The organism is Pseudomonas oryzihabitans (assembly GCF_024652905.1).
Lineage (GTDB): Bacteria > Pseudomonadota > Gammaproteobacteria > Pseudomonadales > Pseudomonadaceae > Chryseomonas > Chryseomonas benzopyrenica.
Genome location: NZ_CP102428.1, coordinates 2,289,911 through 2,312,604 on the forward strand (window position 1 = coordinate 2,289,911; position 22,694 = coordinate 2,312,604).

Genomic DNA, 22,694 nt, shown 5'->3' on the forward strand with positions numbered 1-22,694 from the left:
CGCAACATTCATTCAGCGCAACGGTCACAAAGGCGTCTCCCTCAAGGCCTGCGCCCTGCATGAAAACCCCGCGTCCCGTCGATCGTCTCCCCCGCCTCAACCAGCTGCGCAATCTGAAAATGGCCCGTTCCGCCCACGCCTATGTGCGCGGCAGCACGGTGCAGTTCTACGAGTGGCTGCACAGCCAGCCCGGCCGCAACCTGCCCAATGGGCCGGCGGTATGGATCTGCGGCGACTGCCATGCCGGCAACCTCGGCCCCACCGGCGACCTGCACGGTTCCACCGACGTCAACATCCGCGACCTCGACCAGACCGTGGTCGGCAATCCGGCCCACGACCTGGTGCGCCTGGCCTTGTCGCTGGCCACCGCGGCGCGCGGTTCCGACCTGCCGGGGGTGACCACGGCGCGGATGCTCGAAGAGATGATGCGCGGCTACGAGATAGCCTTCGAGGACGATCTCGAGCGTGAAGTGCCGCGGCCGGCCCAGGTCAAGGCCGGGATGCGCAGCGCGGTGCAGCGCACCTGGAAGCACCTGGCCAAGGAGCGCATGGAAAACACTCGACCCAAGCTGCCGCTGGGCAAGCACTTCTGGCAGCTGAGCAAGGCCGAGCGCCAGGCTATCGCCGAGTTGTGCGAGACGCCGGGCCTCCATGCCCTGGTGACCTCGCTCAAGGGCCGCAGCCACGACAGCCGCGTCGAACTGCTCGACAGTGCCTACTGGGTCAAGGGCTGCAGCTCCCTGGGCCTGCGCCGCTACGCCGTGCTGCTGGGCGTGGACGACGGCGATGACCAGGACTACTGCCTGATCGACGTCAAGCAGGCGGTGGCCGCCGCCGCTCCGCGCGTGGCCCATGCCACCATGCCCCGCGACAACGGCAAGCGCGTGGTGGAAGGCGCTCGCCAGCTCTCCCCGGCCCTGGGCAATCGCATGCTGGCGGTGCGCCTGCTGGATCACTCCTTCTTCATCCGCGAATTGCTGCCCCAGGATCTCAAGCTGGAACTGGACGAACTCAGCGCTCGCGAAGCCATGAGCGCCGCGGCCTACCTGGCCCGGGTGGTCGGTCGCGCCCACGCCCGGCAGATGGACCTGGCCACCCGCGTCGAGTGGATGAGCGACCTGCAACGCAATCGCACCCGCACCCTGGATGCGCCCTCCTGGCTGTGGAGTAGCGTGGTGCAGCTGGTGGGCGCCCACGAGATGGGCTACCTGGCCCACTGCCGCGCCTATGCCCTGGAGCATGCGCAGGACTGAGGCCACCGTGAAACTGGCCCGGGGCTAACCGCCTCGGGCCGCGCTGCTTGCTCCCGCCCACCATCCCGAACGCCGCCCCCAAGCACCGCCCAGCCCGACTCGGTGGCTAGAGGCCGTGCCCAACCGACCCTCAGCCACTCACCCGCTGAGTCGATCCGCTCGATCGCGCATTGTGCGACCCCTCGCCTTTAACTAAAATGAGACGCTTTATCATTTAAAGACCGGCGCTCGCGCCAAGGATCTTCTATGCGCCCTGCCCTGTCTTCCGGCTCGCCCACCATCGCGTTGGATCAGCTCTATCGCGATCATCATGGCTGGCTCAGCGGCTGGCTGCGCGGGCGGCTGGGCAACGCGCCGGATGCGGCGGACATCGCCCAGGACACCTACCTGCGCATTCTCGGTTCCGGGCGCCTGCCGGTGCGTGAAGACTCTCGGCGCTATCTGGTGCAGGTGGCCAAGGGGTTGGTGATCGACCTCTGGCGACGCCAGGAGGTGGAACGTGCCTATCGCGACGCCATCGCCCACCTGCCGGAGGCCCAGGTGCCGTCGCCGGAGACGCACTGGCTGATCGTCGACGCCCTGCTGCGCATCGATGCCATGCTCGATGGCCTGCCCGCCCCGGTCCGGGAGGCCTTTCTGCTGGCGCAATTCCAGCGACTGACCCTAGCCGAGATCGCAGTACGGCTGGATCTGGCGGTGATCACCGTGCGCCGGCATATCCAGCGCGCCCTGCTGGCCTGCCTGGTGGCGTGCGAGGCATGAGCCTTCCCGCGCCGCAATTGCTCGAAGAGGCGGCCGAGTGGCTGCTCACCCTCAACTTCGACGGCGCCGACGAGGCGCAGCGCCAGGCCTTCGAACGCTGGCGCGCGCGGAGCGAGGCCCATGGCGCGGCCTGGGCAAGAGCCGAGCGGGTCATGGGGACCTTCGCCAGCGTTCCCGTGGACATCGGCCAGCAGACGGTACGCCGCGTCGGTGACCGTACGCTCAGTCGGCGGCGCACCCTGCGCCTGCTCACCGCCCTGCTGGTGGGGCTTCCCAGCGGCTGGCTGGCCCTGCGCACCCTGCCACTGGACGCGTTGGGCGCCGAGCTGACAACTGCCATCGGCGAGCGGCGCTCCCTGCTGCTCGCCGATGGCAGTCAGCTGGTGCTGAACAGCGACTCCGCCCTGGACGTGCGCTTCGACGCAGGCATCCGCCGCCTCCATCTGCGACGGGGCGAGGTGCTGGTGACCACCCATGCCGATCCCGTCGTGCCACGCCGGCCCTTCGTGGTCAGCCTGGCGCAGGGCGAGGTCGAGGCCCTGGGCACCCGCTTCAGCGTACGGGCGGAAGAGACGCTCTGCCGGGTGGCGGTCTTCGCCCATGGCGTGGAGGTGCGTCCGCAGCAGGGTGCGGCCATACGCCTGGCCGCGGGGCAGCAAGCCTGGTTCGACGCCCGTGGCGTACAGCGCCGCGCCCCGGTGGACGAGGACGCCAGCCTCTGGACGCACGGCATGCTGCTGGCCCACGACCGCCCGCTGGCCGAGGTGCTGGCGGAACTGGGTCGCTATCGCCCCGGCCTGCTGCGCTGCGACCCAGCCGTCGCCGGGCTGCGGGTGTCCGGCGCCCTGTCGCTGGACGACACCGACCAGGCCCTGCTGGCGCTGGAACGCACCCTGCCGATCCGCATCACGCGCCGCACCCGCTACTGGGTGGCGGTGGGGGCGCCCTGAACGCCGGCGATCCACCCGAAAAAAAGTTCGCACTGCCCTGAGCACTTTGCCGCGCTCGTCCGGGATAGCTGCAGACACCCTCATGGGGAGCGGTGGCAGCCCGCGCCTGGTGCGCTCAAGAGGACGGCAACACGACATGGCAAAGATCCACCGGCAGCAACCCGCCACCCGAGCCTTCACCCCACTGATCCTGGCCGTCGCCCTGCAGGGCGTGCCCCTGGCCGCTACCGGGCTGGCCCTGCTGCCGCTGCCGGCCCTGGCCGCCGCGGAGGTGCGTGACTACCGGATTCCCGCCGGTCCGCTGAATGCGGTGCTGGCCCGTTTCGCCGCCACCGCCGGGGTCCAGCTGGTGTTCGATCCGGCGCCGCTGGCCGGGCGCAGCAGTCCGGGACTGCAGGGCCGCTATACCCTCGACCAGGGTTTCGAGCACCTGCTGCGTGGCAGCGGCTATCGCTGGAGCGAACGCGGTGCCGGCATCTATGCCCTGGAAGGCGGCAGCGTCGAGGCCGCCCTGGCCATGCCCGTGACCACCATCCAGGCCAGCGCCACGGGCGGGGGCGCGGACGTCGGCTACCGGCGCCCGGTCAGCACCAGCACCACGCGCCTGGGCCTGAGCGAGCGCCAGACGCCCCAGGCGATCACCACCCTGACCCGCGATCAGGTCGAGGACTTCCGCCTGCAGAGCATCAAGGAAGCCCTGCGTGCCGCCCCGTCGGTGACCGTCGAGCAGACCGAGACCGATCGCACCCAGTTCACCTCCCGTGGCTTCGACATCAACAGCTTCCAGTACGACGGCATGGGCATGCCCTTCGTCAGCACCACCCTGGTGGGCGACCAGGACCTGGCCGAATACGAGCAGGTGGACGTCCTGCACGGCGCCAATGGCCTGATGAGCGGCACCGGCAATCCCTCCGCCGCCGTCAACTTCGTGCGCAGGCGGCCCACCGCCGAGTTCCAGGCCAGGCTCGGCGCCAGCGTCGGCGCCTGGGACAACCGCCGGGTGGATGCCGATGTCTCCGGGCCTTTGACCGAAACCGGCAACGTGCGCGGGCGTTTCATCTATGCCCACGACAAGGGCAATTCCTGGCTGGATCGCTACGGCCATGAAAAGAACATCGCGGCTGGCCTGGTGGCCTTCGATCTCAGCGAGGCCGATACCCTGACCCTGGGTTTCTCCCAGCACAACAGCGACGCCAACGGCAGCTCCTGGGGCAACCTGCCGCTGGCCGACGTGGACGGCAACCCGTTGCACTACGGCCGGCGCAGTTCCAGCATCGGCCAGGACTGGACCTACTGGAATCTGGACACCCAGCGCGTCTTCGGCGAATTCACCCACGACTTCGGCAACGGCTGGCGGGGTGCCCTCACGGCGACCGGCGTCACCGAGCGGCAGAACGCCGACATGTACTACATCTTCGGCGTCAGCGGTGACGCCGCCATCGCCTTTGGCGACCATTCCGCCAGCAAGGCGCACCAGCTGATCGGCGAGGCCAGGCTGTCCGGCCCCTTCCAGCTGTTCGGCCGCGACCACGAACTCACCCTGGGCGCCAGCTACGGCCGGACCCACCAGAAGCTGCGGGAAAAGATCCTCGCCGAGGACGGCTACTACCCCACCACCCTCTCCGGCTCCCTGGCCGGGGTCCCCGAGCCGTCGCTGCAATACACCGACGATATCGGCCACACCCAGGACTTCACCGACCGCCAGAAAAGCCTGTTCGCCGGCGCCCGCTTCGAGCTGGTCGACGATCTGCACTGGATCGTCGGTGCGCGGATGCTCAGCGCCGATGCCAGCGGCCTGAGCTATGGCGCCGACTACTACACCCGTGCCCATGGCGAGGTCACCCCCTACACCGGCCTGGTCTACGACCTGAGTCCGCAATGGAGCCTCTATGCCAGCTGGACCAAGATCTTCAGCCCGCAATACAGCTTCGGCCTGGATGGCCGGCTGCTCGATCCGCTGGAAGGCAAGAGCCTGGAAGCCGGGATCAAGGGTGGCCTGTTCGACGACCGCCTGAGCCTGACCGCCGCGGTGTTCAAGACCGAGCAGCGCAACGTGGCCTCGACCTCGGTGTTCGCCGGTTCGCGCTATCTCTACGACACCACTGACTACCAGAGCCATGGCCTGGAGCTGCAGGTCTCCGGCGAGGCGCTGCCCGGCCTGGACCTGCTAGCCGGCTACACCTATGTGCGCATCGACGACGCGGACGGCGAGCGGGCGCGCAAATTCGTGCCCAGCCACAGCTTGCGTGGCCTGGCGACCTATCGCCTGCCGGGCCTGCCCCAGGCCAAGGTCGGCGCGCGGCTGAGATGGCAGAGCGGTATCGAGAACGACAACAACAGCCGCATCCACCAGAACGCCTATGCCCTGGTGGATGTGCTGGGCAGCTACGATTTCGACGAACACTGGAGCACCCAGCTCAATCTCAACAACCTCACCGACCGCAAATACCTGCTGTCGCTCTACAACAACGCCACCAGCGGCAACTACGGCGCGCCGCGCAACGCGACGCTGTCGGTCAGCTACACCTTCTGAGCCCAGGCAGGCGGACGACGAGACCGCTGTCCCGTCGTCCGCCACCGCCCAGCGATCCTTTGCTCCCTGACGTGGTCCGAGTCTGCACGCTCCCAGTCAAGGTTTCCGCCCGTCATGCCCTCCTCCCCCCGTCCCGGTTTCGTCTCCGTCCGCGGTGCCCGCGAGCACAACCTGAAGAACGTCGACGTGGATATCCCCCGCGATGCCCTGGTGGTCTTTACCGGGGTGTCCGGCTCGGGCAAGTCATCGCTGGCCTTCGGCACCCTCTATGCCGAGGCCCAGCGGCGCTATTTCGAATCCGTGGCGCCCTATGCGCGGCGGCTGATCGACCAGGTCGGGGTGCCCCAGGTGGAGGCCATCGAAGGCCTGCCACCGGCGGTGGCCCTGCAGCAGCAGCGTGGCCAGCCCAGCAGTCGCTCGTCCATGGGCAGCGTGACCGGGCTCTCCAGCCTGGTGCGCATGCTCTACTCCCGCGCCGGGCGCTACCCCGCCGACCAACCGATGCTCTATGCCGAGGACTTCTCGCCCAACACGCCCCAGGGTGCCTGCCCGGAGTGCCACGGCCTGGGCCGGGTCTACGAGGTGACCGAGGCCTCCATGGTGCCGGACCCCTCGCTGACCATCCGCCAGCGCGCCATCGCCGCCTGGCCCACCGCCTGGGGCGGGCAGAATCTGAGGGACATCCTGGTCACCCTGGGCTATGACGTCGACACGCCCTGGCGCGACCTGCCGCAACAGCAGCGCGACTGGATCCTTTTCACCGAGGAGCAGCCCACGGTGCCGGTCTATGCCGGCCTCACCCCCGAGCAGACCCGTGCCGCGCTCAAGCGCAAGGCCGAGCCCAGCTACCAGGGCACCTACACCGGAGCGCGGCGCCATGTGCTGCACACCTTCGCCAATTCCCAGAGCGCCAAGATGAAGCAACGCGCGGCGCGCTTCATGATCGGCCAGACCTGCCCGCTGTGCCACGGCAAGCGGCTGACCCGGGCGGCGCTCTCGGTGACCTTCGCCGGCCTGGACATCGGCGAATTGTCGCGGCTGCCGCTGGACGACCTCACCGTGCTGCTGCGCCGGGTCGCTGCCGGCGATTTCGACGAGGCGAAGGATGCCCGCGTGCTGGACGCCAAGGCCGGCAAGCAGGATCGCGCCCGGCGCAAGGCCGCCGGCGGCAGCGATCACGCCAGTGCCCCGGACGTGCGCCGTACCCCCGATCTTTCCCCGGAAAAGCGCCTGGCCGCCCAACGCATGGCCACCGAATTGCTGGAACGGCTGCAGACCCTCACCCGCCTGGGCCTTGGTTATCTGGCTTTGGAGCGCAGCACCACCACCCTCTCCTCCGGCGAATTGCAGCGCCTGCGCCTGGCGACGCAGCTGGTGTCCCAGCTGTTCGGGGTGGTCTATGTGCTGGACGAACCCTCCGCCGGTCTGCATCCGGCCGATGGCGAGTCGCTGCTGGAAGCCCTCGACGGCCTCAAGGCCCAGGGCAATTCGCTGTTCGTGGTGGAGCACGACCTGGCCACCATGAAGCGTGCCGACTGGCTGGTGGATGTCGGTCCCGCGGCCGGCGAAGGCGGTGGCCGGGTACTCTACAGCGGCCCGCCCGCCGGTCTGGCCGAGGTCGAGGAGTCGGTGACGGCGCGCTATCTGTTCGCCGCGCCGCAACGCGAGACCCGGCCGCCCCGTGAACCCCAGGGCTGGCTGCGGCTGACCGGGGTCACCCGCAACAACCTGCAGGGCCTGGACGCCGCCTTTCCGCTGGGCTGCCTGACGGCGGTGACCGGGGTCTCCGGTTCGGGCAAGTCCAGCCTGGTCAGCCAGGCGCTGCTGGAACTGGTGGGCGCCGAACTGGGCCAGCGCGCCGCCGAGGACGGCGACGAAGCCCCGGAACTGGACGGCGATGCCCTGCCCGCCACCACCGGCCAGGTGGTTGGCGGCCTCAGTGGTATCCGCCGGCTGGTGCCGGTGGACCAGAAGCCCATCGGCCGCACGCCACGCTCCAACCTCGCTACCTACACCGGGTTGTTCGACGGGGTGCGCAAGCTGTTCGCCGCCACCCCCGAAGCCCAGGAACGCGGCTTCGATGCCGGGCGCTTCTCCTTCAACGTCGCCAAGGGCCGCTGCCCGACCTGCGAGGGCGAGGGCTTCGTCAGCGTCGAGCTCCTGTTCATGCCCAGCGTCTACGCCGCCTGCCCCACCTGCCAGGGCGCGCGCTACAACCCCGAGACCCTGGAGGTGCGCTGGCAGGGCAAGACCATCGCCGAGGTCCTGGGCCTGACGGTGGACGAGGCCCTAGCCTTCTTCGCCGAGGAAGCCCCGGTGGCGCGAGCGTTGCGGGTGCTGGCCGACATCGGCCTGGGCTATCTGCGCCTGGGCCAGCCGGCCACCGAACTCTCCGGCGGCGAGGCTCAGCGCATCAAGCTGGCCACCGAACTGCAGCGCACCAGTCGCGGTACCACCCTCTATGTGCTGGACGAGCCCACTACCGGCCTGCACCCGGCCGACGTGGAGCGCCTGATGCGCCAGCTGCACGGCCTGGTCGACGAAGGCAATACCGTGGTGCTGGTGGAGCACAACCTGCAGGTGGTGGCCGGCAGCGATTGGCTGATCGACATCGGCCCCGGCGCCGGCACGGCCGGTGGGCGCATCGTCGCCTGCGGCACGCCCCGCGCGGTAGCGGACGATCCCGCCAGCCCCACGGCACCCTATCTGCGGCCCCTGTTCGACTAACCCGTAATCGGCGCCACGCTACGGCGGCAGGCGGCCAGCACCAGCAAGGTCAGTGCCGCCGCCAGGGCACCGAACTGGAAGGTGGCGGCGGAGCCGACGAAGTGCCAGAGCGCGCCGGCGATGGTGCTGGACAGCAATAAGGCGATGCCACTGACCAGGTTGAACAGGCCAAAGGCGGTGCCGCGCAATTCGGCCGGGGCGGTCTTGGCAACCATAGCGGCGAGCAGGCCCTGGGTCATGCCCATGTGCAGGCCCCAGAGCAGGATGCCCAGGGCCAGCCCGATCCAGCCGCTGCTGAAGGCCAGCGCCAGGTCGGCCAGGATCAGCAGCACCAGCCCCCAAGCCAGCAGCGCGCAATGGCTGACCCGGTCGGACAGCGCCCCCAGCGGATAGGCCGACAGCGCGAACACCAGGTGCATGCCCACCATCACCAGCGGCACCAGCGCCAGGGGTACGCCCACCTGCTCAGCCTTGAGCACCAGGAAGGCCTCGCTGAAGCGCGCCAGGGTGAAGACGCCGCCGAGCAGCGCCACCTGCCAAAAGGCTGCCGGCAAATTGCGCAGCTGGCTGCGGGTGAGCGGATTGGTGCGTGCCTGGACGATGGCCGCCTTGGGTTCCTCCAGGCCGAAATACAGCAAGGCGACGGCGATGAAGGCGGGGATCACCGCCACCCAGAACACCGCGCGGAAATCGTTGGTCCAGAGCAGCATCAGCCCCACCGCCAGCAGCGGGCCGAGAAAGGCGCCGAGGGTATCCAGCGACTGGCGCAGGCCATAGGCGGCACCGCGGATCTCCGGCGGCGTGACGTCGGCCACCAGGGCGTCGCGCGGTGCGCCGCGAATGCCCTTGCCGATGCGATCCATGAAGCGCGCGCCGAACACCAGGCCGGCACCGCTGGCCAGGGCGAACAGCGGCTTGCTCAGGGCGCCCAGGCCATAGCCCAGCACCGCCAGGCCCTTGCGCTTGCCCAGGTAGTCGCTGAGTACGCCGGAAAAGATCTTGGTGATGAGCGCGGTCGCCTCGGCCATCCCTTCGAGGATGCCGATATAGAGCACGCTCAGGCCCAGGCCGGTGGCCAGGAACAGCGGCAGCAGGCTGTGGATCATCTCCGAGGAGATATCCATGAACAGGCTCACGCCACCCAGAATCCAGACGCCACTGGGTATGCGTCGCCAGGTCGCCGTCATCGTCATCCCTATCCCCTCCGTCCCTGCCTGTGAGCGGGCAAACCGGTCGAAACTAGCATGACGCTCACGGACGGCTCTACCGAAAAGACATCCCTGGTTACACTGGGCGCTGCTCCTTCCATTGAGGCCACCCCATGAAAACCCTGCTGGTCATCGGCATCGGCGCTGGCGATCCCGACTACCTCACCCTCCAGGCCATCGCCGCCCTCAATCGCGCCAGTACCTTCTTCCTGTTCGACAAGGGCACGGAAAAGGACAGCCTGATCCACCTGCGCGAGACCATCTGCGCCCGCCACATCCGCCAGGCGGACTATCGGTTCGTCACCGCGCCCATCCCCGAGCGCCGCCGCGAAGGCGACTATCGTCAGGCGGTGGACGACCTCAATGCCGCCAAGCAGGCGCTGATGGTGGAGATGATCGAGCACGAGCTGGCGGACGACGAATGCGGCGCCTTCCTGGTCTGGGGCGATCCGGCGCTGTACGACAGCACCCTGCGCATCCTGGCGGCGATCCGGCGCGACGGCCGGCTGGACTTCGACTACGAGGTGATCCCCGGCATCTCCAGCGTCCAGGCCCTGGCCGCGCGCCACCGGGTGCCGCTCAATCGCATCGGCCAGGCCCTGGAGATCACCCCCGGCCGGCGCCTGGAGCGCTTCCCCGCGCACCTGGACAGCCTGGTGGTGATGCTCGATTCCCACGAGGCCTATCGCCGCCTGGATGAGCCCGGCCTGCACATCTACTGGGGCGCCTATGTCGGCACGGCGGACGAGATCCTCATCGCCGGACCACTGCAGGAGGTGGCTGAAGAGATCCACCAGGTGCGCAGTGCCGCGCGCGAAGAGCACGGCTGGATCATGGATACCTATCTGCTCTGTCGCGGGCCGGCGGACGCCTGAGGGCTGTCCAGCCGTCGATCCAGATGGATGGTCTGCCAGGGCAGGGTCGTCTCCCGTTCGACGACCCGGAAGCCCTGGCCGAGCCAGAAAGCCTCGGCCCCGGGCAGGAAGGGGTGGGTGTGCAGATAGAGGCGGTCGACCGCCTCCTGCCGCGCCTGGGCCAGCAGCGCCCCGAACAGCCGTCGCGCCAGACCTTGGCGACGCTGCTGCGGCGCCACATACAGCCGCACCACCTCCACCACCCGCTCGCCGGGATAGGCCAGCTGCGGAAAGCGCCGGTCGTAGGGCCGGTAGGCGATGCTGCCGAGGGGCTCCCCGGCGGCACCCCGGGCGATCAGCAGGCAGCCGCGACCTGCCCCATAGTGGTCGGCGAAGCCCTGTAGATCCTGGGGCAGGGTCGTCGCCTCGATCCGGCTACCGAACAGCTCGCGATAGCTCGCCTGCAGGAAGCCCAGCGTCTCGTCATCCGCGGCGGTGATCCGTTCCAGGCTGATGGAAGGCGCTTGGCTCATGGCGGTGTTTGGTCTCTTCGGCAGCGGGCGGGGCGCGACATTTCGGCGCAGGGTCGCGCCGGCCGGGCTGTGCGCCGCTCGCGACGATGATACAGTCCCAGCCATGAAAACCGTCCGTTTCCCGCGCGCTTCGCTCGCCTGGATGCTGCTCGCCTGCATCCTGTTGAACGGACTCGTCTGCGCCCTGGGCCATGGTCAGATGCTGGCACGCCTCACCCTGCCGGTCCTGCCATCCCTCAGCCAGGTGCACGAGCACCATCACGGTCTGCACGCTCAGGCCATCCAGGGTGATGACATGGCCGGCATGCACGCGGGCCTCCCGGGCGGCAGCGTGACGACCCTCTCGCCCACGGGTGATTGCGTGTTCGCCGCCACCCTGTTCCTCGCCACCCTGCTGGCCGTCGCCCTGCAATGGCTGCTGCGTCCTGGCGATCCCCATTGCCGACGCTACCAGAGCGCGCTGCCGCCCCCACCCCGCGCGCGACGCTCCACGCTCCATCCCCAGGCGCCCTGACACCTCGGCGACGAAAGACGGCTGTCCTCTCTTTTCGTAATCCCGCGCGTGGCCCCTCGCTGGTCGCGCGTCGCTCCGTGGTGAACGCTATGACTTCACACCCCTCCGCTCCGGCCGCCAAGGCGTCGGGGCCGCTGCTGCAGCTGCTGGCGCGGCTGCATTTCCTCATCGGCCTGTTCGTCGGTCCCTTCCTGCTGGTGGCCGCCGCCAGCGGGCTGCTCTATGCCCTCACGCCGCAACTGGAAGCGCGCCTCTATGCCGAGGCCCTGCACACCCCCAGCCGTGGCGAAGCCCTGCCACTGGCCGAGCAGGTCCGCGCCGCCCAGGCCGTCGCCGGTCCGGCCCTGACCCTGGGCGCGATACGTCCCGCCCCTGCGGCGGGCGACACCACCCGGGTGATGTTCAACGATCCGTCCCTGGGCGAATCGGCCCATCGCGCCCTCTTCGTCGATCCGGTCACCGGCGCCATCCGTGGCGACCTGACCGTCTATGGCACCAGCGGCATCCTGCCGCTGCGCACCGCCATCGATCAGTTCCACCGCAGCCTGCTGCTGGGCGAACCCGGTCGCCTCTACAGCGAGCTGGCCGCCTCCTGGCTGTGGGTCGCGGCCCTCGGCGGTCTCACGCTGTGGCTGGTGCGGCGCCGCCAACGCCGCCCGGCCCGAGGGCTGCGCGGTCTGCATGCCAGCACCGGCGTCTGGCTGCTGGGCGGACTGCTGTTCCTCTCCGCTACCGGCCTGACCTGGTCGCGCTTCGCCGGCGACAACATCGGCGTGCTGCGCGCCCACTATGGCTGGTCCACGCCCAGCGTGAAGACCGCCCTGGGCAGCGCGCCGGCACCGGCCATGGCCCACGACGAGCACGCTGAGCACCACGGCCATGGCGCCATGCACATGACCATGGCACCGCCGCTGGATCCAGCCACCTTCGACCGGGTACTGGCCAGCGCCCGCGCCGCCGGCATCGACGCGGGCAAGCTGGAGATCCGTCCGGCCCGTAGCGCCGACAAGGCCTGGACGGTCAGCGAGATCGACCGCCGCTGGCCGACCCAGGTGGACGCCGTCGCCGTCGATCCGACCAGCCTCCAGGTGGTGGACCAGGTGCGCTTCGCCCAGTACTCGCTGCCGGCCAAGCTGACCCGCTGGGGGATCGATGCCCATATGGGCGTGCTGTTCGGTCTGGCCAACCAGCTGGTGCTGGTGGCCATCGCCCTCGGCCTGCTGGTCATGACCGTCTGGGGCTATCTGCTCTGGTGGCGCCGTCGTCCTACTCGCGATCCGGCGCAACCGGGCCTGGTCGCCCTCTGGCGGCAGCTGTCGCCCCTGCCGCGCCTGCTGGTCCCGGCGACGGCCGTGCTGCTCGGCCTGTGCCTGCCGGTGCTCGGCGGCAGCCTGCTGCTGTTCCTGCTGCTGGACACCCTGCTCGGCCTGCGCGGCTCGGCCCTGCGCACGGAAGCCGGTTCGGCCTGAGGTGGGGATGGGACAGTTGTCGGGCTTCGCCCAACCTACGAGTGAAGGATGGGCGCGTAGGTTGGGTTGAGCGCCAGCGAAGCCCAACGGGGCTGGCACGACGTTGGTTGTCGGGCTTCGACGGTGGAGCTGTCCCAGCGCAACCTACGTAGTCGCCCCGTCGCTCCCGCCCTGACCGAGGCTGCGTCCTTGTCCACCCTATGGCGCACGCGGCCTCCCACTCGCACCCAACCATCCCCTCTCCCCTGGGAGAGGGCTGGGGTGAGGGCCCGCCCAACACCGATCGTCACGCCGAGAATCGCTTTCGAGACCATCCATCGGCCCGCCTCGCTTCAGACTGGCGCACCCCATCGACGGGATTATAGTTATCGCAATCCCCATCCTTCGAGGATCTGCCCATGCCCCGCCTGTTGCACGTGATAGGTTCGCCCCGCCAGGATCGCTCCGCCTCGCTGGACGTCGCCAACGCTTTCATCCAGGCCTGGCAGGACAGGCATCCCGACGCCGAGGTGGATACCCTCGATGCCTGGCATTGCGACCTGCCGGAATTCGACGGCCCCATCCTCGACGCCAAATACGCCGGCATCCAGGGCGAGTCCCTCAGCACCGAGCAGGCGCACGCCTGGACGGTCGCCAAGGCGCTGGCGCAGCGCTTCAAGGCGGCCGATGTGCTGGTGTTCGGCGTGCCCTGCTGGAATTTCGGCATCCCCTACAAGCTCAAGCAACTGTTCGACGTGGTCAGCCAGAAGGACCTGCTGTTCACCTTCGACGAGCGCGGCCTCAACGGCCTGCTCGGCGGCCGCCAGGCCCTGGTGATCGCCGCCCGCGGTGCGGCCCTGGATCGCCAGGAGCACCAGGAATCCTATCTGCGCACCTGGTGCGAGATGGTCGGCATCGACCGGATGCACACCGTGGTGGTGGAAAAGACCCTGTTCGGTGCCGAGGTCGACCAGGCTTCGCGCGGCCAAGCCAAACAGGACGCCGTGGCGCTGGTGGCCAAGCTCTGATTTATCCAGCCGGCGCCTCGGTGTCGGCTATCTGCAGACTGACCAGGACGACCCGACAGACCCAGGCGGACAGAATCAGCTGCGGAGGTACCACCCGAACGCCAAGGCATTCTCCTAGTAAAGCTCTGACCTCTCAAATGTCTATACAAATAGCCAGAGTTGTTCTTACTATCTCGCTTTTGCAGGATCACGCTCGTTTCGCGAGCGATGCCCTTGCACCCCTTGCCGTCGAGGAGGCTGGTCAGATGCTTGAAGGATGTGCGGGCTTGTGGACCAAGACCTTGTGTCAGGGCCAGGCGATCCAGCAAGCCAGGCAGGTCAGCCCATGAATCTCGTCGAGCATCTGCCCGCCGCTGCGCATCGCCGCATGGCCTGGCGTAACGGCCTGGGCACCACCCTGGAGATAGCCCGCGACACGGATGGCACAAAGGCGGACTTCGGCTGGCGGGTCTCCATGGCGGACGTCTCCCAGTCAGGCGACTTCTCTCCCTTCCCCGGCATGACGCGAATCATCAGTGTGCTCGAAGGCGCCGGCATGCGGCTGAATGTCGACGGCCTATGCACCCCAGCGCTCGGCTGTTGGGAGACGTTCATCTTTTCCGGTGACGCCCAGGTCAGCTGCAAATTGCTCGATGGACCCATCCGCGATTTCAATCTGATCTATCGCCCGGATCGCTACCAGGGCGAGCTGAGCTGGCTAAGGCTCGACGGTACTCGGCAGCTAGGCGTGGTGGCGTCCACCTTGCTGTTCTGCGACCAAGGGTCTTTGTGCATCCTGGGCGGCCATTCGCCAATCAGGCTGGAGCGGCATGATGCGGCGCGTGTTGCCCTTGCTTCCTCTGGTCAAACCCTGACCCTGCAGGGCCAGGCGCACCTCGGCCTGATCCAGCTGCGACCGCTGGCAACACCCAAGACCGCAACCCGCGGCTGCGAAACCTGCCCGCCATAGCATCCGGCCGCCTGACTCGCAGCGGTAGAGTCCCTGCTTGGGGTCCCTGTTCAGCGATGCCGCGTCGTCGAGCTCAGCTTGTACCTGTCGCCCGGATGCAGCAGCCGCACGTAACTAATCAGGTGCTCGTTCGACCAGGTCCGGCGGATCATCGACAGGCAGGCCGCCCCCTCGGCGATCTCCAGCCAGTGCGCGGTCTGAGCGTTGGCCAGCACCGCCTCGACGATGTGCTCCACATCGCTGATCGGACAGCTGGCCACCAGCACCTCGTTGGGCGTCTGGCAGCTGAAGTCGCTGTCCAGGTAGTGCGGCACCCAGCGCGGATTGACATAGCGATCTTCGAGCTGGATGGGCACGCCATCCTCACGGTGCACCAGGATGCTGTGGAACACCTGGCTACCGATCCGCAGGCCAAGACGCAGAGCCACCTCGTCATCGGCGGCGATAGCTTCGCTGCGCAAGACATCGTTGGCGTACCTATGCCCCCTTGCGCGCACCTCGGCGGCAATGTTCATCACCTCGTGTAGCGAGGATTCGGCACGGGAATCGGTGACAAAGGTTCCCAGCCCGGCCTGGCGCACCAGATAGCCTTGCTGCACCAGGTTGTTGATCGCCTTGTTGGCCGTCATCCGACTGACCGAGAAGTCCCGCGCCAGCTGCTCTTCGGGAGGAATCTGGTGATTGACTGGATAGTCCCCGTTGCGGATCCGCGTCAGCAGGAAATCTTCGATCATCTTGTAGCGCGGGGGCGTCTGGCTGGTCACCGGATCTCCATGGCGTTGGCAACGCAAAGAGTCGAATGATACGCCCCGCTCCGTCCCTTGCCATCCGTTGGCAGGGGACGGAAACCTCTCGACGTTACTCGACCGTCAACGCCGGCTGGCGATCAACGGAAGGCCGGACCCAGATGTAGTAGGCGAGGATCAGTAAGCCAAGCCACACCACGCCTACCCCCATGGCCGGACGACTGTCCGGGAACCAGCCCAGCACGCCGAACACGAACAGCATGAAGCCAATCGCTGCAGCAGGCGCCACGGGCCACAGAGGAACCGGAAACTTCAGCGCGGCCGTCTCGGCAGGCGTCATGCCGCGCCGCATGGCGACCTGGGACAGCAGGATCATCAACCAGACCCAGACCGTCGCGAAGGTCGCCAGGGAGGCGATAAGCAAGAAGACGTCTTCGGGGATCAGGTAGTTGAGGATCACGCCCAGCAGCAGGGCAAGCGCCATGACCACCGCGGTCAGCCAGGGCACGCCATTGCGCGACACCTTGGCGAACCCCGCCGGCGCCTGACCTTGCTTGGCCATGCCATAGAGCATGCGCCCCGCGCCGAAGACATTGCTGTTGATCGCCGAAATCGCCGCGGAGATCACCACGATGTTGAGCAGCACGGCGGCAAAGCCGATGCCGAGGTGATCGAATATCTGTACGAAGGGACTGCCCTTGGTACCGATCTCCGGCCAGGGAAAGATGGCCATCAGCACGAACAGCGTCAGCACATAGAACAGCAGGATCCGCACGGGCACGGCCCTGATCGCCTGGGGGATGACCCGCTGCGGATCCTTGGCCTCTCCCGCGGTGACGCCAATGATCTCGATGCCACCGAAGGCGAAGACCACCACCGCGAAACAGGCAATGAAGCCGCCGATGCCATTGGGCATGAAGCCCCCGTGCGCCCAGAGATTCTGGATGCCGGTGCCGCCTTCGCTCAGACCCATTCCATAGAGCATGATGCCCAGGCCACCCAGGATCATCGCCACGATGGCACCGACCTTGAGAGCGGACAGCCAGAATTCCAGCTCGCCAAAGACCTTGACCGAGCAGAGATTCAGAGCGCCGATGAAGAAGATGATCGACAACACCCAGATCCAGCGCGGTACATCGGGAAACCAGAAGCCCATGTAGATGCCGAAGGCGGTCACGTCGGCCAGGCAGACGATGACCATCTCGAAGTAGTAGGTCCAGCCGGTGAGAAAGCCCGCCAGCGGGCCCAGGTAGCTGGAGGCATACGCCCCGAAGGAACCGGAAACCGGATTGCGTACCGCCATCTCGCCCAGAGCGCGCATGACCATGTACACCGCCGCTCCGGCGATCAGATAGGCCAAGAGTACCGACGGGCCGGCCAGCTGGATCGCCGAGGCCGAACCGTAGAACAGGCCCGTGCCAATGGCCGAGCCAAGGGCGATGAAACGTATGTGCCGAGCATTCAAACCCCGCGTGAGGCCAACCAGGTTGGTCATGCTAGAGATCTCCGATTGTTGTTGTAGTACAGAGATGGCCGCCCGCAGAGAAGGCGGCCTTGCAGGCGGGCGATAGCCCTTAGAGACTGGGTAGCAGGCGCGCTGTGATCAACTCGTTCAGGCAGCCGCTGGCCAGCAGCGCGCTGGCGGCCTCGATGTCGGGGGCGAAGAAGCGGTCTTCCTGGTAGTAGGGCACCTGTTCGCGCAACAGGCTGCGCGCCCTTTCCAGGCGTTCCGAACTCTTCAGGCCGTGACGGAAGTCCAGGCCCTGGCAGGCGCCCAGCCACTCGATGGCGAGGATGCCGCGCACGTTCTCGGCCATGGCCCACAGTCGCTTGCCGGCATTGGGCGCCATGGACACGTGGTCTTCCTGATTGGCCGAGGTGGGCAGGCTGTCGACGCTGGCCGGATGGGCCAGGGCCTTGTTGTCGCTGGCCAGGGCCGCGGCGGTGACCTGGGCGATCATGAAGCCGGAATTGACCCCGCCGTTCTCCACCAGGAAGGGCGGCAGCTGGGACATGTGCCGGTCCATCATCAGCGAGGTGCGCCGCTCCGACAGGGCACCGATCTCGGCCAGGGCCAGGGCCAGGTTGTCGGCGGCCATGGCCACCGGCTCGGCGTGGAAGTTGCCGCCAGAGATGACGTCGCCCTCTTCCGCGAACACCAGCGGATTGTCGGACACGGCGTTGGCCTCCACCTCCAGCACCTCGGCGGCCTGGCGCAACTGAGTCAGGCAGGCGCCCATCACCTGAGGCTGGCAGCGCAGCGAATAGGGATCCTGGACCTTGTCGCAATTGGCGTGGGAGCGGGACACCTCGCTGCTGTCGGTGAGCAGCTCGCGATAGGCCGCGGCCACGTCGATCTGGCCACGCTGGCCCCGCGCGGTATGGATGCGCGCATCGAAGGGCGCCCGGGAACCGAGCATGGCCTCGACGCTCAAGCCGCCGCAGACCGTGGCCGCAGCGAACAGGTCTTCGCCTTCGAACAGCCCGCGCAGCGCATAGGCGGTGGACACCTGGGTGCCATTGAGCAGCGCCAGGCCCTCCTTGGCCGCCAGGGTCATGGGTTCGAGACCCGCGACCGCCAGCGCCTCGCGGGCCGGCAGCCACTGGCCCTGGTAGCGCGCCTTGCTCTCGCCGATCAGCACCAGCGACATGTGCGCCAGCGGCGCCAGGTCACCCGAGGCGCCCACCGAGCCCTTGAGCGGGATATGTGGATAGACCTCGGCATTGATCAAGGCGATCAGCGCCTCGATGACCTGGCGGCGAATGGCGGAGAAACCGCGGGCCAGACTGTTGACCTTGAGCAGCATGATCAGCCGCACCAGGTCGTCGTCCAGCGCCTCGCCCACACCGGCGGCATGGGACAGCACCAGGGAGCGCTGCAGCTTTTCCAGATCCGCCGGCGCGATCCGCGTCGAGGCCAGCAGGCCGAAGCCGGTGTTGATGCCATAGGCGGTCCGGCCTTCGGCGAGGATGCTTTCCACGCAGGCCACGCTGGCATCGATGGCGGCATGGGCCGCCGGATCCAGCTCGACGCGCAGCGGCTGCTGATAGGCCTGGCGCAGCTGGGCCAGATTGAGGGTGCCGGGTTTCAGGATAAGGGTGTTCATCGATCAGACTCCTTTGCCGATCATGGGCAGGTTCAGGCCCTGCGCGCGGGCGCAGTCAATGGCGATGTCATAGCCGGCGTCGGCGTGGCGCATCACCCCGGTGGCCGGGTCGTTGTGCAGGACCCGGGCGATGCGCGCCGCGGCGGCGTCGGTGCCATCGCAGACGATGACCATGCCGGAGTGCTGGGAAAAGCCCATCCCTACCCCGCCGCCATGGTGCAGCGAGACCCAGGTGGCGCCGCTGGCGGTATTGAGCAGGGCATTGAGCAGCGGCCAGTCGGAGACGGCATCGGAGCCGTCCTGCATGGCTTCGGTCTCGCGGTTGGGGCTGGCCACCGAGCCAGAGTCCAGGTGGTCGCGACCGATGACGACGGGCGCCTTGAGTTCACCGCTGCGCACCATTTCGTTGAACGCCAGGCCCAGCTTGGCGCGTTGGCCCAGGCCGACCCAGCAGATGCGTGCTGGCAAGCCCTGGAAGGCGATGCGTTCACGGGCCATGTCCAGCCAGCGGTGCAGGTGGGCATCGTCGGGGATCAGCTCCTTGACCTTGGCGTCGGTGCGGTAGATGTCCTCGGGATCACCCGACAGCGCCGCCCAGCGGAAGGGACCGATGCCGCGGCAGAACAGCGGGCGGATATAGGCCGGGACGAAACCCGGGAAGGCGAAGGCATCGGCGACGCCGGCTTCCTGGGCCATCTGGCGGATGTTGTTGCCATAGTCGAAGGTCGGGACGCCCATCTTCTGGAAGTCGAGCATGGCCTGCACGTGGGCAGCCATGGACTGCTTGGCGGCCTTGACCACGCCCGCCGGATCGGTGGCTGCACGATCCTTGTATTCGGCCCAGGTCCAGCCGATCGGTAGATAACCATTGAGCGGGTCGTGGGCGCTGGTCTGGTCGGTGACCATATCCGGGCGCACACCACGGCGGACCAGTTCCGGCAGGATTTCGGCGGCATTGCCCAGCAGGGCTACGGAGATGGCCTTGCCTTCACGAGTATACTGAGCGATACGCGCCAGGGCGTCATCGAGGTCAGTGGCCTGCTCGTCGACATAGCGGCTGCGCAGGCGAAAGTCGATGCTGGTCTGCTGGCACTCGATGTTCAGCGAACAGGCGCCGGCCAGGGTCGCGGCCAAGGGCTGGGCACCGCCCATGCCGCCCAGGCCGGCGGTCAGCACCCAGCGGCCGCGTAGGTCACCTTGGTAATGCTGGCGCCCGGCCTCGACAAAGGTCTCGTAGGTGCCCTGGACGATGCCCTGGCTACCGATGTAGATCCAGCTGCCGGCGGTCATCTGGCCGTACATGGCCAGGCCCTTGGCATCCAGTTCGTTGAAGTGCTCCCAGCTGGCCCAGTGCGGTACCAGGTTGGAGTTGGCGATCAGCACCCGCGGGGCATCGGCGTGGGTCTTGAACACCCCGACCGGCTTGCCCGATTGCACCAGCAGGGTTTCGTCGTCACCCAGCGCCTTGAGGCTCTCGACGATCTTATCGTAGCACTCCCAGTTGCGCGCCGCCCGGCCGATGCCGCCGTAGACCACCAGCTCCTGGGGGTTTTCCGCGACCTCGGGATCGAGATTGTTCATCAGCATGCGCAGCGGCGCCTCGGTCAGCCAGCTCTTGGCATTGAGCTGGGTGCCGCGGGGGGCGCGAATCTCACCTTCACGAAAACGGGTCATGGGGTCTTCCTCTCTTGTTGTTCGCGGCAGGCCTTAAAGGTCCAGTGCCAGGGTATGGATCAGCCGCGCCGCGACCCGGGCCGTGCGGCCGTCCTGGTCGAGTGCGGGATTGAGTTCGGCCACGTCGGCCAGGCGCAACTTGCCGCTGGTCTTGAGCCGGCGGATCAGGGGTTCCAGCAAGGCGAGGCTCACGCCATGAGCGGCAGGTGCGCTGACCCCGGGCGCCTCGCCCGCCGGCAGCACATCCAGGTCGAAGGTCAGATAGAGGGCATCGCAGCCGGCGGCGAAGACGTCCAGCTCGGTGCCGATGCGCTCCAGGCTGCCCTCGCGAATCTCGTGGTCTTCGCGGATCAGCACGTCCAGCTCGGCCGCACGCCTGAGCAGCGTGCGGGTATTGGCCGCCAGGCTCAGACCCAGGCAGGCATAGCGGAAGGGCCAGTCGTGATGGGCGCAGTGAGCGGCGATCTGGGCGAAGGGCGTACCGGAGGTGGGGCCCCGCGTCGGATCGCGCAGGTCCAGGTGGGCATCGAAATTGACGATGCCGATGCGTGGCTTGGGCAGCGTCTTGGCCAGGTGCAGCGCCAGGCCCGACCAACTGGCCCAGGCGACCTCGTGGCCGCCGCCCAGCACCACCGGCAGATGACCGCTGTCCAGCAGACCGCACACGGCCCCGGCCAGACGTGTCTGAGCGCCTTCCAGATCACCATCGGCGCAGCGGACATCACCGGCGTCATAGGCTGGGCCCTGACGCTGCCAGGCCACGTTGGCCAGGGCCCGCCGCAGGGCGATGGGACCCTCGGCAGCGCCGGTGCGACCCTGATTGCGCCTTACCCCCTCGTCGCAGGCGAAACCCAGCAGCGCCATACCCGGCGTGCTGTCCGCCGCCAGCGGCTGGATGCGCTGGTGCCAGCGCAAGGCGTCGGCTTCCGGATCGGTACGGCCAGTCCAGAGCTCCAGGGTCTGGCGATCAGCGAACATGCTGCACCTCCCCACCAAAGACGCGCTGCCGCAGGCGGCCCGGGCGCACCTCATAGGCCAGCTCCGCCGGCTGACCGACGTCCCACAGGCAGAGATCCGCCGGGGCGCCCACCTGGATACGGCCAAGCTCTGGACGCCCCAGGGCCTGGGCCGCATGGGCGGTGATGCCGGTCAGGGCTTCGCGGGGGGTCAGGCGAAACAGGGTGCAGCCCAGGTGCGCGATCAGGGTCGGCAGATAGAGCGGCGAGGTGCCGGGATTGGCGTCACTGGCCAGGGCCATGGGCACCCCGTACCGACGGAGCAATTCCACCGGTGGATGCTGGGTTTCGCCCAGCATCAGGAAGGCACCGGGCAAGAGCACGGCGACGGTACCGGCGGCGGCCATGGCACGCACGCCGGCTCCGTCGAGGTATTCCACGTGATCCGTGGACAGGGCGCCCAACCGCGCGGCCAAAACGCTGCCGCCCAGGTTGGACAGCTGCTCGGCATGAGCCTTGATCGGCAGACCGTGCGCCCGTGCCGCCTGGAAGACCCGCTCGCACTGGGCCGGCGAAAAGGCGATCCCTTCGCAGAAGACGTCCACTGCATCGGCCAGCCCCTCGGCCACCGCCGCCGGGATCATCGCCTGGCAGACCAGCTCGACGTAGCCCTCGGCATCGCCCTGGAATTCCGGCGGCACGGCATGGGCGCCCAGCAGCGTGGTGATCACCCGGACCGGCAGCGCCTCCCCCAATTGCCGCGCGACCCGCAACAACTTGAGTTCGTCGGCCACTGTCAGGCCATAGCCGGACTTGATCTCCACGGTGGTGACGCCCTCGTCGGCCAGGGCCTGCAGGCGCGGCAGGCTCAGGGCGAAGAGGTCCGCCTCGCTGGCTGCCCGGGTGGCCCTTACGGTGCCGAGGATGCCGCCACCGGCGCGGGCGATTTCCGCGTAGCTGGCGCCCTCCAACCGCTGCTCGAATTCTCCGGCACGCTGACCGGCATAGACCAGATGGGTATGGCAATCCACCAGGCCCGGCGTCATCACTCCACCCACTTCCGTCCGCTCGACCCCTGGGGCCAGCTCGGTACGAAACTCGGACTCCGGCCAGACACCGGCAATCTGGTCGTTCTTGACCCAGACCGCCATGGGCTTGGGCAGGGTCTGCAGGCCATCGAACAGGGTGACGTGGCGCCACAGGCGGGAAGTGAAGGCGGAGGACATAGGGATCCCTCTTGTTAATGTATATACATTTAACCAGGAGGGAGACGACTGTCAAGCGCTTAAAATGGCCGTGATCCTATTCCAGACGCATTGTAAAGGCCTGAAACAGGTGTTATCGGTAATGATCCAAATCAAGTCATCCCTGATGTATATACAATAAGTGTGCAGCGCTCTAAAAAAGTCTTTCCAGATCAAGACGCTAGGCAGCTGGGCCCATGAGACCCGA

Annotated in this window: 18 protein-coding genes; 10 read left to right on the plus strand and 8 right to left on the minus strand. The window is 67.7% G+C overall.

Annotated elements, in window-relative coordinates; genetic code table 11:
- Nucleotides 1-59: 59 nt before the first annotated feature.
- From NRG74_RS10710 to NRG74_RS10730, 5 genes are all read left to right on the plus strand, one after another.
- Nucleotides 60-1,253 carry a DUF2252 domain-containing protein gene (locus tag NRG74_RS10710; protein ID WP_208694483.1) on the plus strand — a complete coding sequence of 398 codons (1,194 nt, stop codon included), beginning with the start codon at nucleotides 60-62 and terminating at the stop codon, nucleotides 1,251-1,253.
- A gap of 246 nt (nucleotides 1,254-1,499) precedes the next feature.
- Nucleotides 1,500-2,015: a sigma-70 family RNA polymerase sigma factor gene (locus NRG74_RS10715; protein WP_257706483.1), complete on the plus strand. Its 516-nt coding sequence runs from the start codon at nucleotides 1,500-1,502 to the stop codon at nucleotides 2,013-2,015.
- The gene (locus tag NRG74_RS10720; RefSeq protein ID WP_064306720.1) at nucleotides 2,012-2,965 is read left to right on the plus strand and encodes a FecR domain-containing protein; all 954 of its coding nucleotides are present in this window, start codon (nucleotides 2,012-2,014) and stop codon (nucleotides 2,963-2,965) included. Before NRG74_RS10715 ends, NRG74_RS10720 begins: the two co-directional genes overlap by 4 nt.
- A gap of 136 nt (nucleotides 2,966-3,101) precedes the next feature.
- Nucleotides 3,102-5,498 (plus strand): TonB-dependent siderophore receptor, encoded by a 2,397-nt coding sequence (locus NRG74_RS10725; protein ID WP_257706484.1) that lies wholly within the window; start codon nucleotides 3,102-3,104, stop codon nucleotides 5,496-5,498.
- A 114-nt stretch (nucleotides 5,499-5,612) separates the two neighbouring features.
- Nucleotides 5,613-8,225, plus strand: coding sequence for an excinuclease ABC subunit UvrA (locus NRG74_RS10730; protein WP_257706485.1), 2,613 nt, complete (start codon nucleotides 5,613-5,615; stop codon nucleotides 8,223-8,225).
- On the opposite strand, the gene NRG74_RS10735 is transcribed toward NRG74_RS10730, so the two are convergent.
- On the minus strand, nucleotides 8,222-9,418 hold the full coding sequence (locus tag NRG74_RS10735; protein ID WP_257706486.1) for an MFS transporter: 1,197 nt from the start codon (nucleotides 9,416-9,418) through the stop codon (nucleotides 8,222-8,224). The genes NRG74_RS10730 and NRG74_RS10735 overlap by 4 nt on opposite strands.
- 128 nt (nucleotides 9,419-9,546) lie before the next feature.
- Between NRG74_RS10735 and cobF the strand changes: the two genes are divergently transcribed.
- Nucleotides 9,547-10,308 (plus strand): precorrin-6A synthase (deacetylating), encoded by a 762-nt coding sequence (cobF, locus tag NRG74_RS10740; protein WP_093249884.1) that lies wholly within the window; start codon nucleotides 9,547-9,549, stop codon nucleotides 10,306-10,308.
- Here cobF and NRG74_RS10745 read toward each other — a convergent pair.
- On the minus strand, nucleotides 10,275-10,820 hold the full coding sequence (locus NRG74_RS10745) for a GNAT family N-acetyltransferase (RefSeq protein WP_257706487.1): 546 nt from the start codon (nucleotides 10,818-10,820) through the stop codon (nucleotides 10,275-10,277). The two genes, cobF and NRG74_RS10745, sit on opposite strands and share 34 nt — an antisense overlap.
- A gap of 103 nt (nucleotides 10,821-10,923) precedes the next feature.
- Here NRG74_RS10745 and NRG74_RS10750 point away from each other — a divergent pair, with 103 nt between their 5' ends.
- The 4 genes from NRG74_RS10750 to NRG74_RS10765 all read left to right on the plus strand — a co-directional run bounded on the left by NRG74_RS10750 (nucleotide 10,924) and on the right by NRG74_RS10765 (nucleotide 14,759).
- Nucleotides 10,924-11,334, plus strand: a complete 411-nt coding sequence (locus NRG74_RS10750) for a hypothetical protein (protein WP_257706488.1) — start codon at nucleotides 10,924-10,926, stop codon at nucleotides 11,332-11,334.
- A gap of 89 nt (nucleotides 11,335-11,423) precedes the next feature.
- Nucleotides 11,424-12,803 carry a PepSY-associated TM helix domain-containing protein gene (locus NRG74_RS10755; protein ID WP_257706489.1) on the plus strand — a complete coding sequence of 460 codons (1,380 nt, stop codon included), beginning with the start codon at nucleotides 11,424-11,426 and terminating at the stop codon, nucleotides 12,801-12,803.
- A gap of 398 nt (nucleotides 12,804-13,201) precedes the next feature.
- Nucleotides 13,202-13,810 (plus strand): FMN-dependent NADH-azoreductase, encoded by a 609-nt coding sequence (locus tag NRG74_RS10760; protein ID WP_257706490.1) that lies wholly within the window; start codon nucleotides 13,202-13,204, stop codon nucleotides 13,808-13,810.
- 325 nt (nucleotides 13,811-14,135) lie between these two features.
- On the plus strand, nucleotides 14,136-14,759 hold the full coding sequence (locus NRG74_RS10765) for a HutD/Ves family protein (RefSeq protein WP_257706491.1): 624 nt from the start codon (nucleotides 14,136-14,138) through the stop codon (nucleotides 14,757-14,759).
- Between the two features lie 50 nt (nucleotides 14,760-14,809).
- Here the strand turns inward: NRG74_RS10765 and hutC are convergent, their stop codons facing one another.
- The 6 genes from hutC to hutI form a co-directional block, all read right to left on the minus strand.
- A complete protein-coding gene (gene hutC / locus NRG74_RS10770; protein ID WP_064306731.1) occupies nucleotides 14,810-15,523 on the minus strand; it encodes a histidine utilization repressor in 714 nt (237 codons plus the stop codon).
- 94 nt (nucleotides 15,524-15,617) lie between these two features.
- Complete coding sequence (locus tag NRG74_RS10775; protein WP_173150531.1) at nucleotides 15,618-17,000, minus strand: amino acid permease; 1,383 nt, start codon at nucleotides 16,998-17,000, stop codon at nucleotides 15,618-15,620.
- Between the two features lie 79 nt (nucleotides 17,001-17,079).
- Nucleotides 17,080-18,612, minus strand: coding sequence for a histidine ammonia-lyase (gene hutH, locus NRG74_RS10780; protein ID WP_257706492.1), 1,533 nt, complete (start codon nucleotides 18,610-18,612; stop codon nucleotides 17,080-17,082).
- A gap of 3 nt (nucleotides 18,613-18,615) precedes the next feature.
- Nucleotides 18,616-20,286: a urocanate hydratase gene (hutU, locus tag NRG74_RS10785; protein WP_257706493.1), complete on the minus strand. Its 1,671-nt coding sequence runs from the start codon at nucleotides 20,284-20,286 to the stop codon at nucleotides 18,616-18,618.
- A gap of 33 nt (nucleotides 20,287-20,319) precedes the next feature.
- On the minus strand, nucleotides 20,320-21,264 hold the full coding sequence (gene hutG / locus NRG74_RS10790) for a formimidoylglutamase (protein ID WP_257706494.1): 945 nt from the start codon (nucleotides 21,262-21,264) through the stop codon (nucleotides 20,320-20,322).
- Complete coding sequence (gene hutI, locus NRG74_RS10795; RefSeq protein WP_257706495.1) at nucleotides 21,254-22,468, minus strand: imidazolonepropionase; 1,215 nt, start codon at nucleotides 22,466-22,468, stop codon at nucleotides 21,254-21,256. Before hutI ends, hutG begins: the two co-directional genes overlap by 11 nt.
- Nucleotides 22,469-22,694 lie beyond the last annotated feature (226 nt).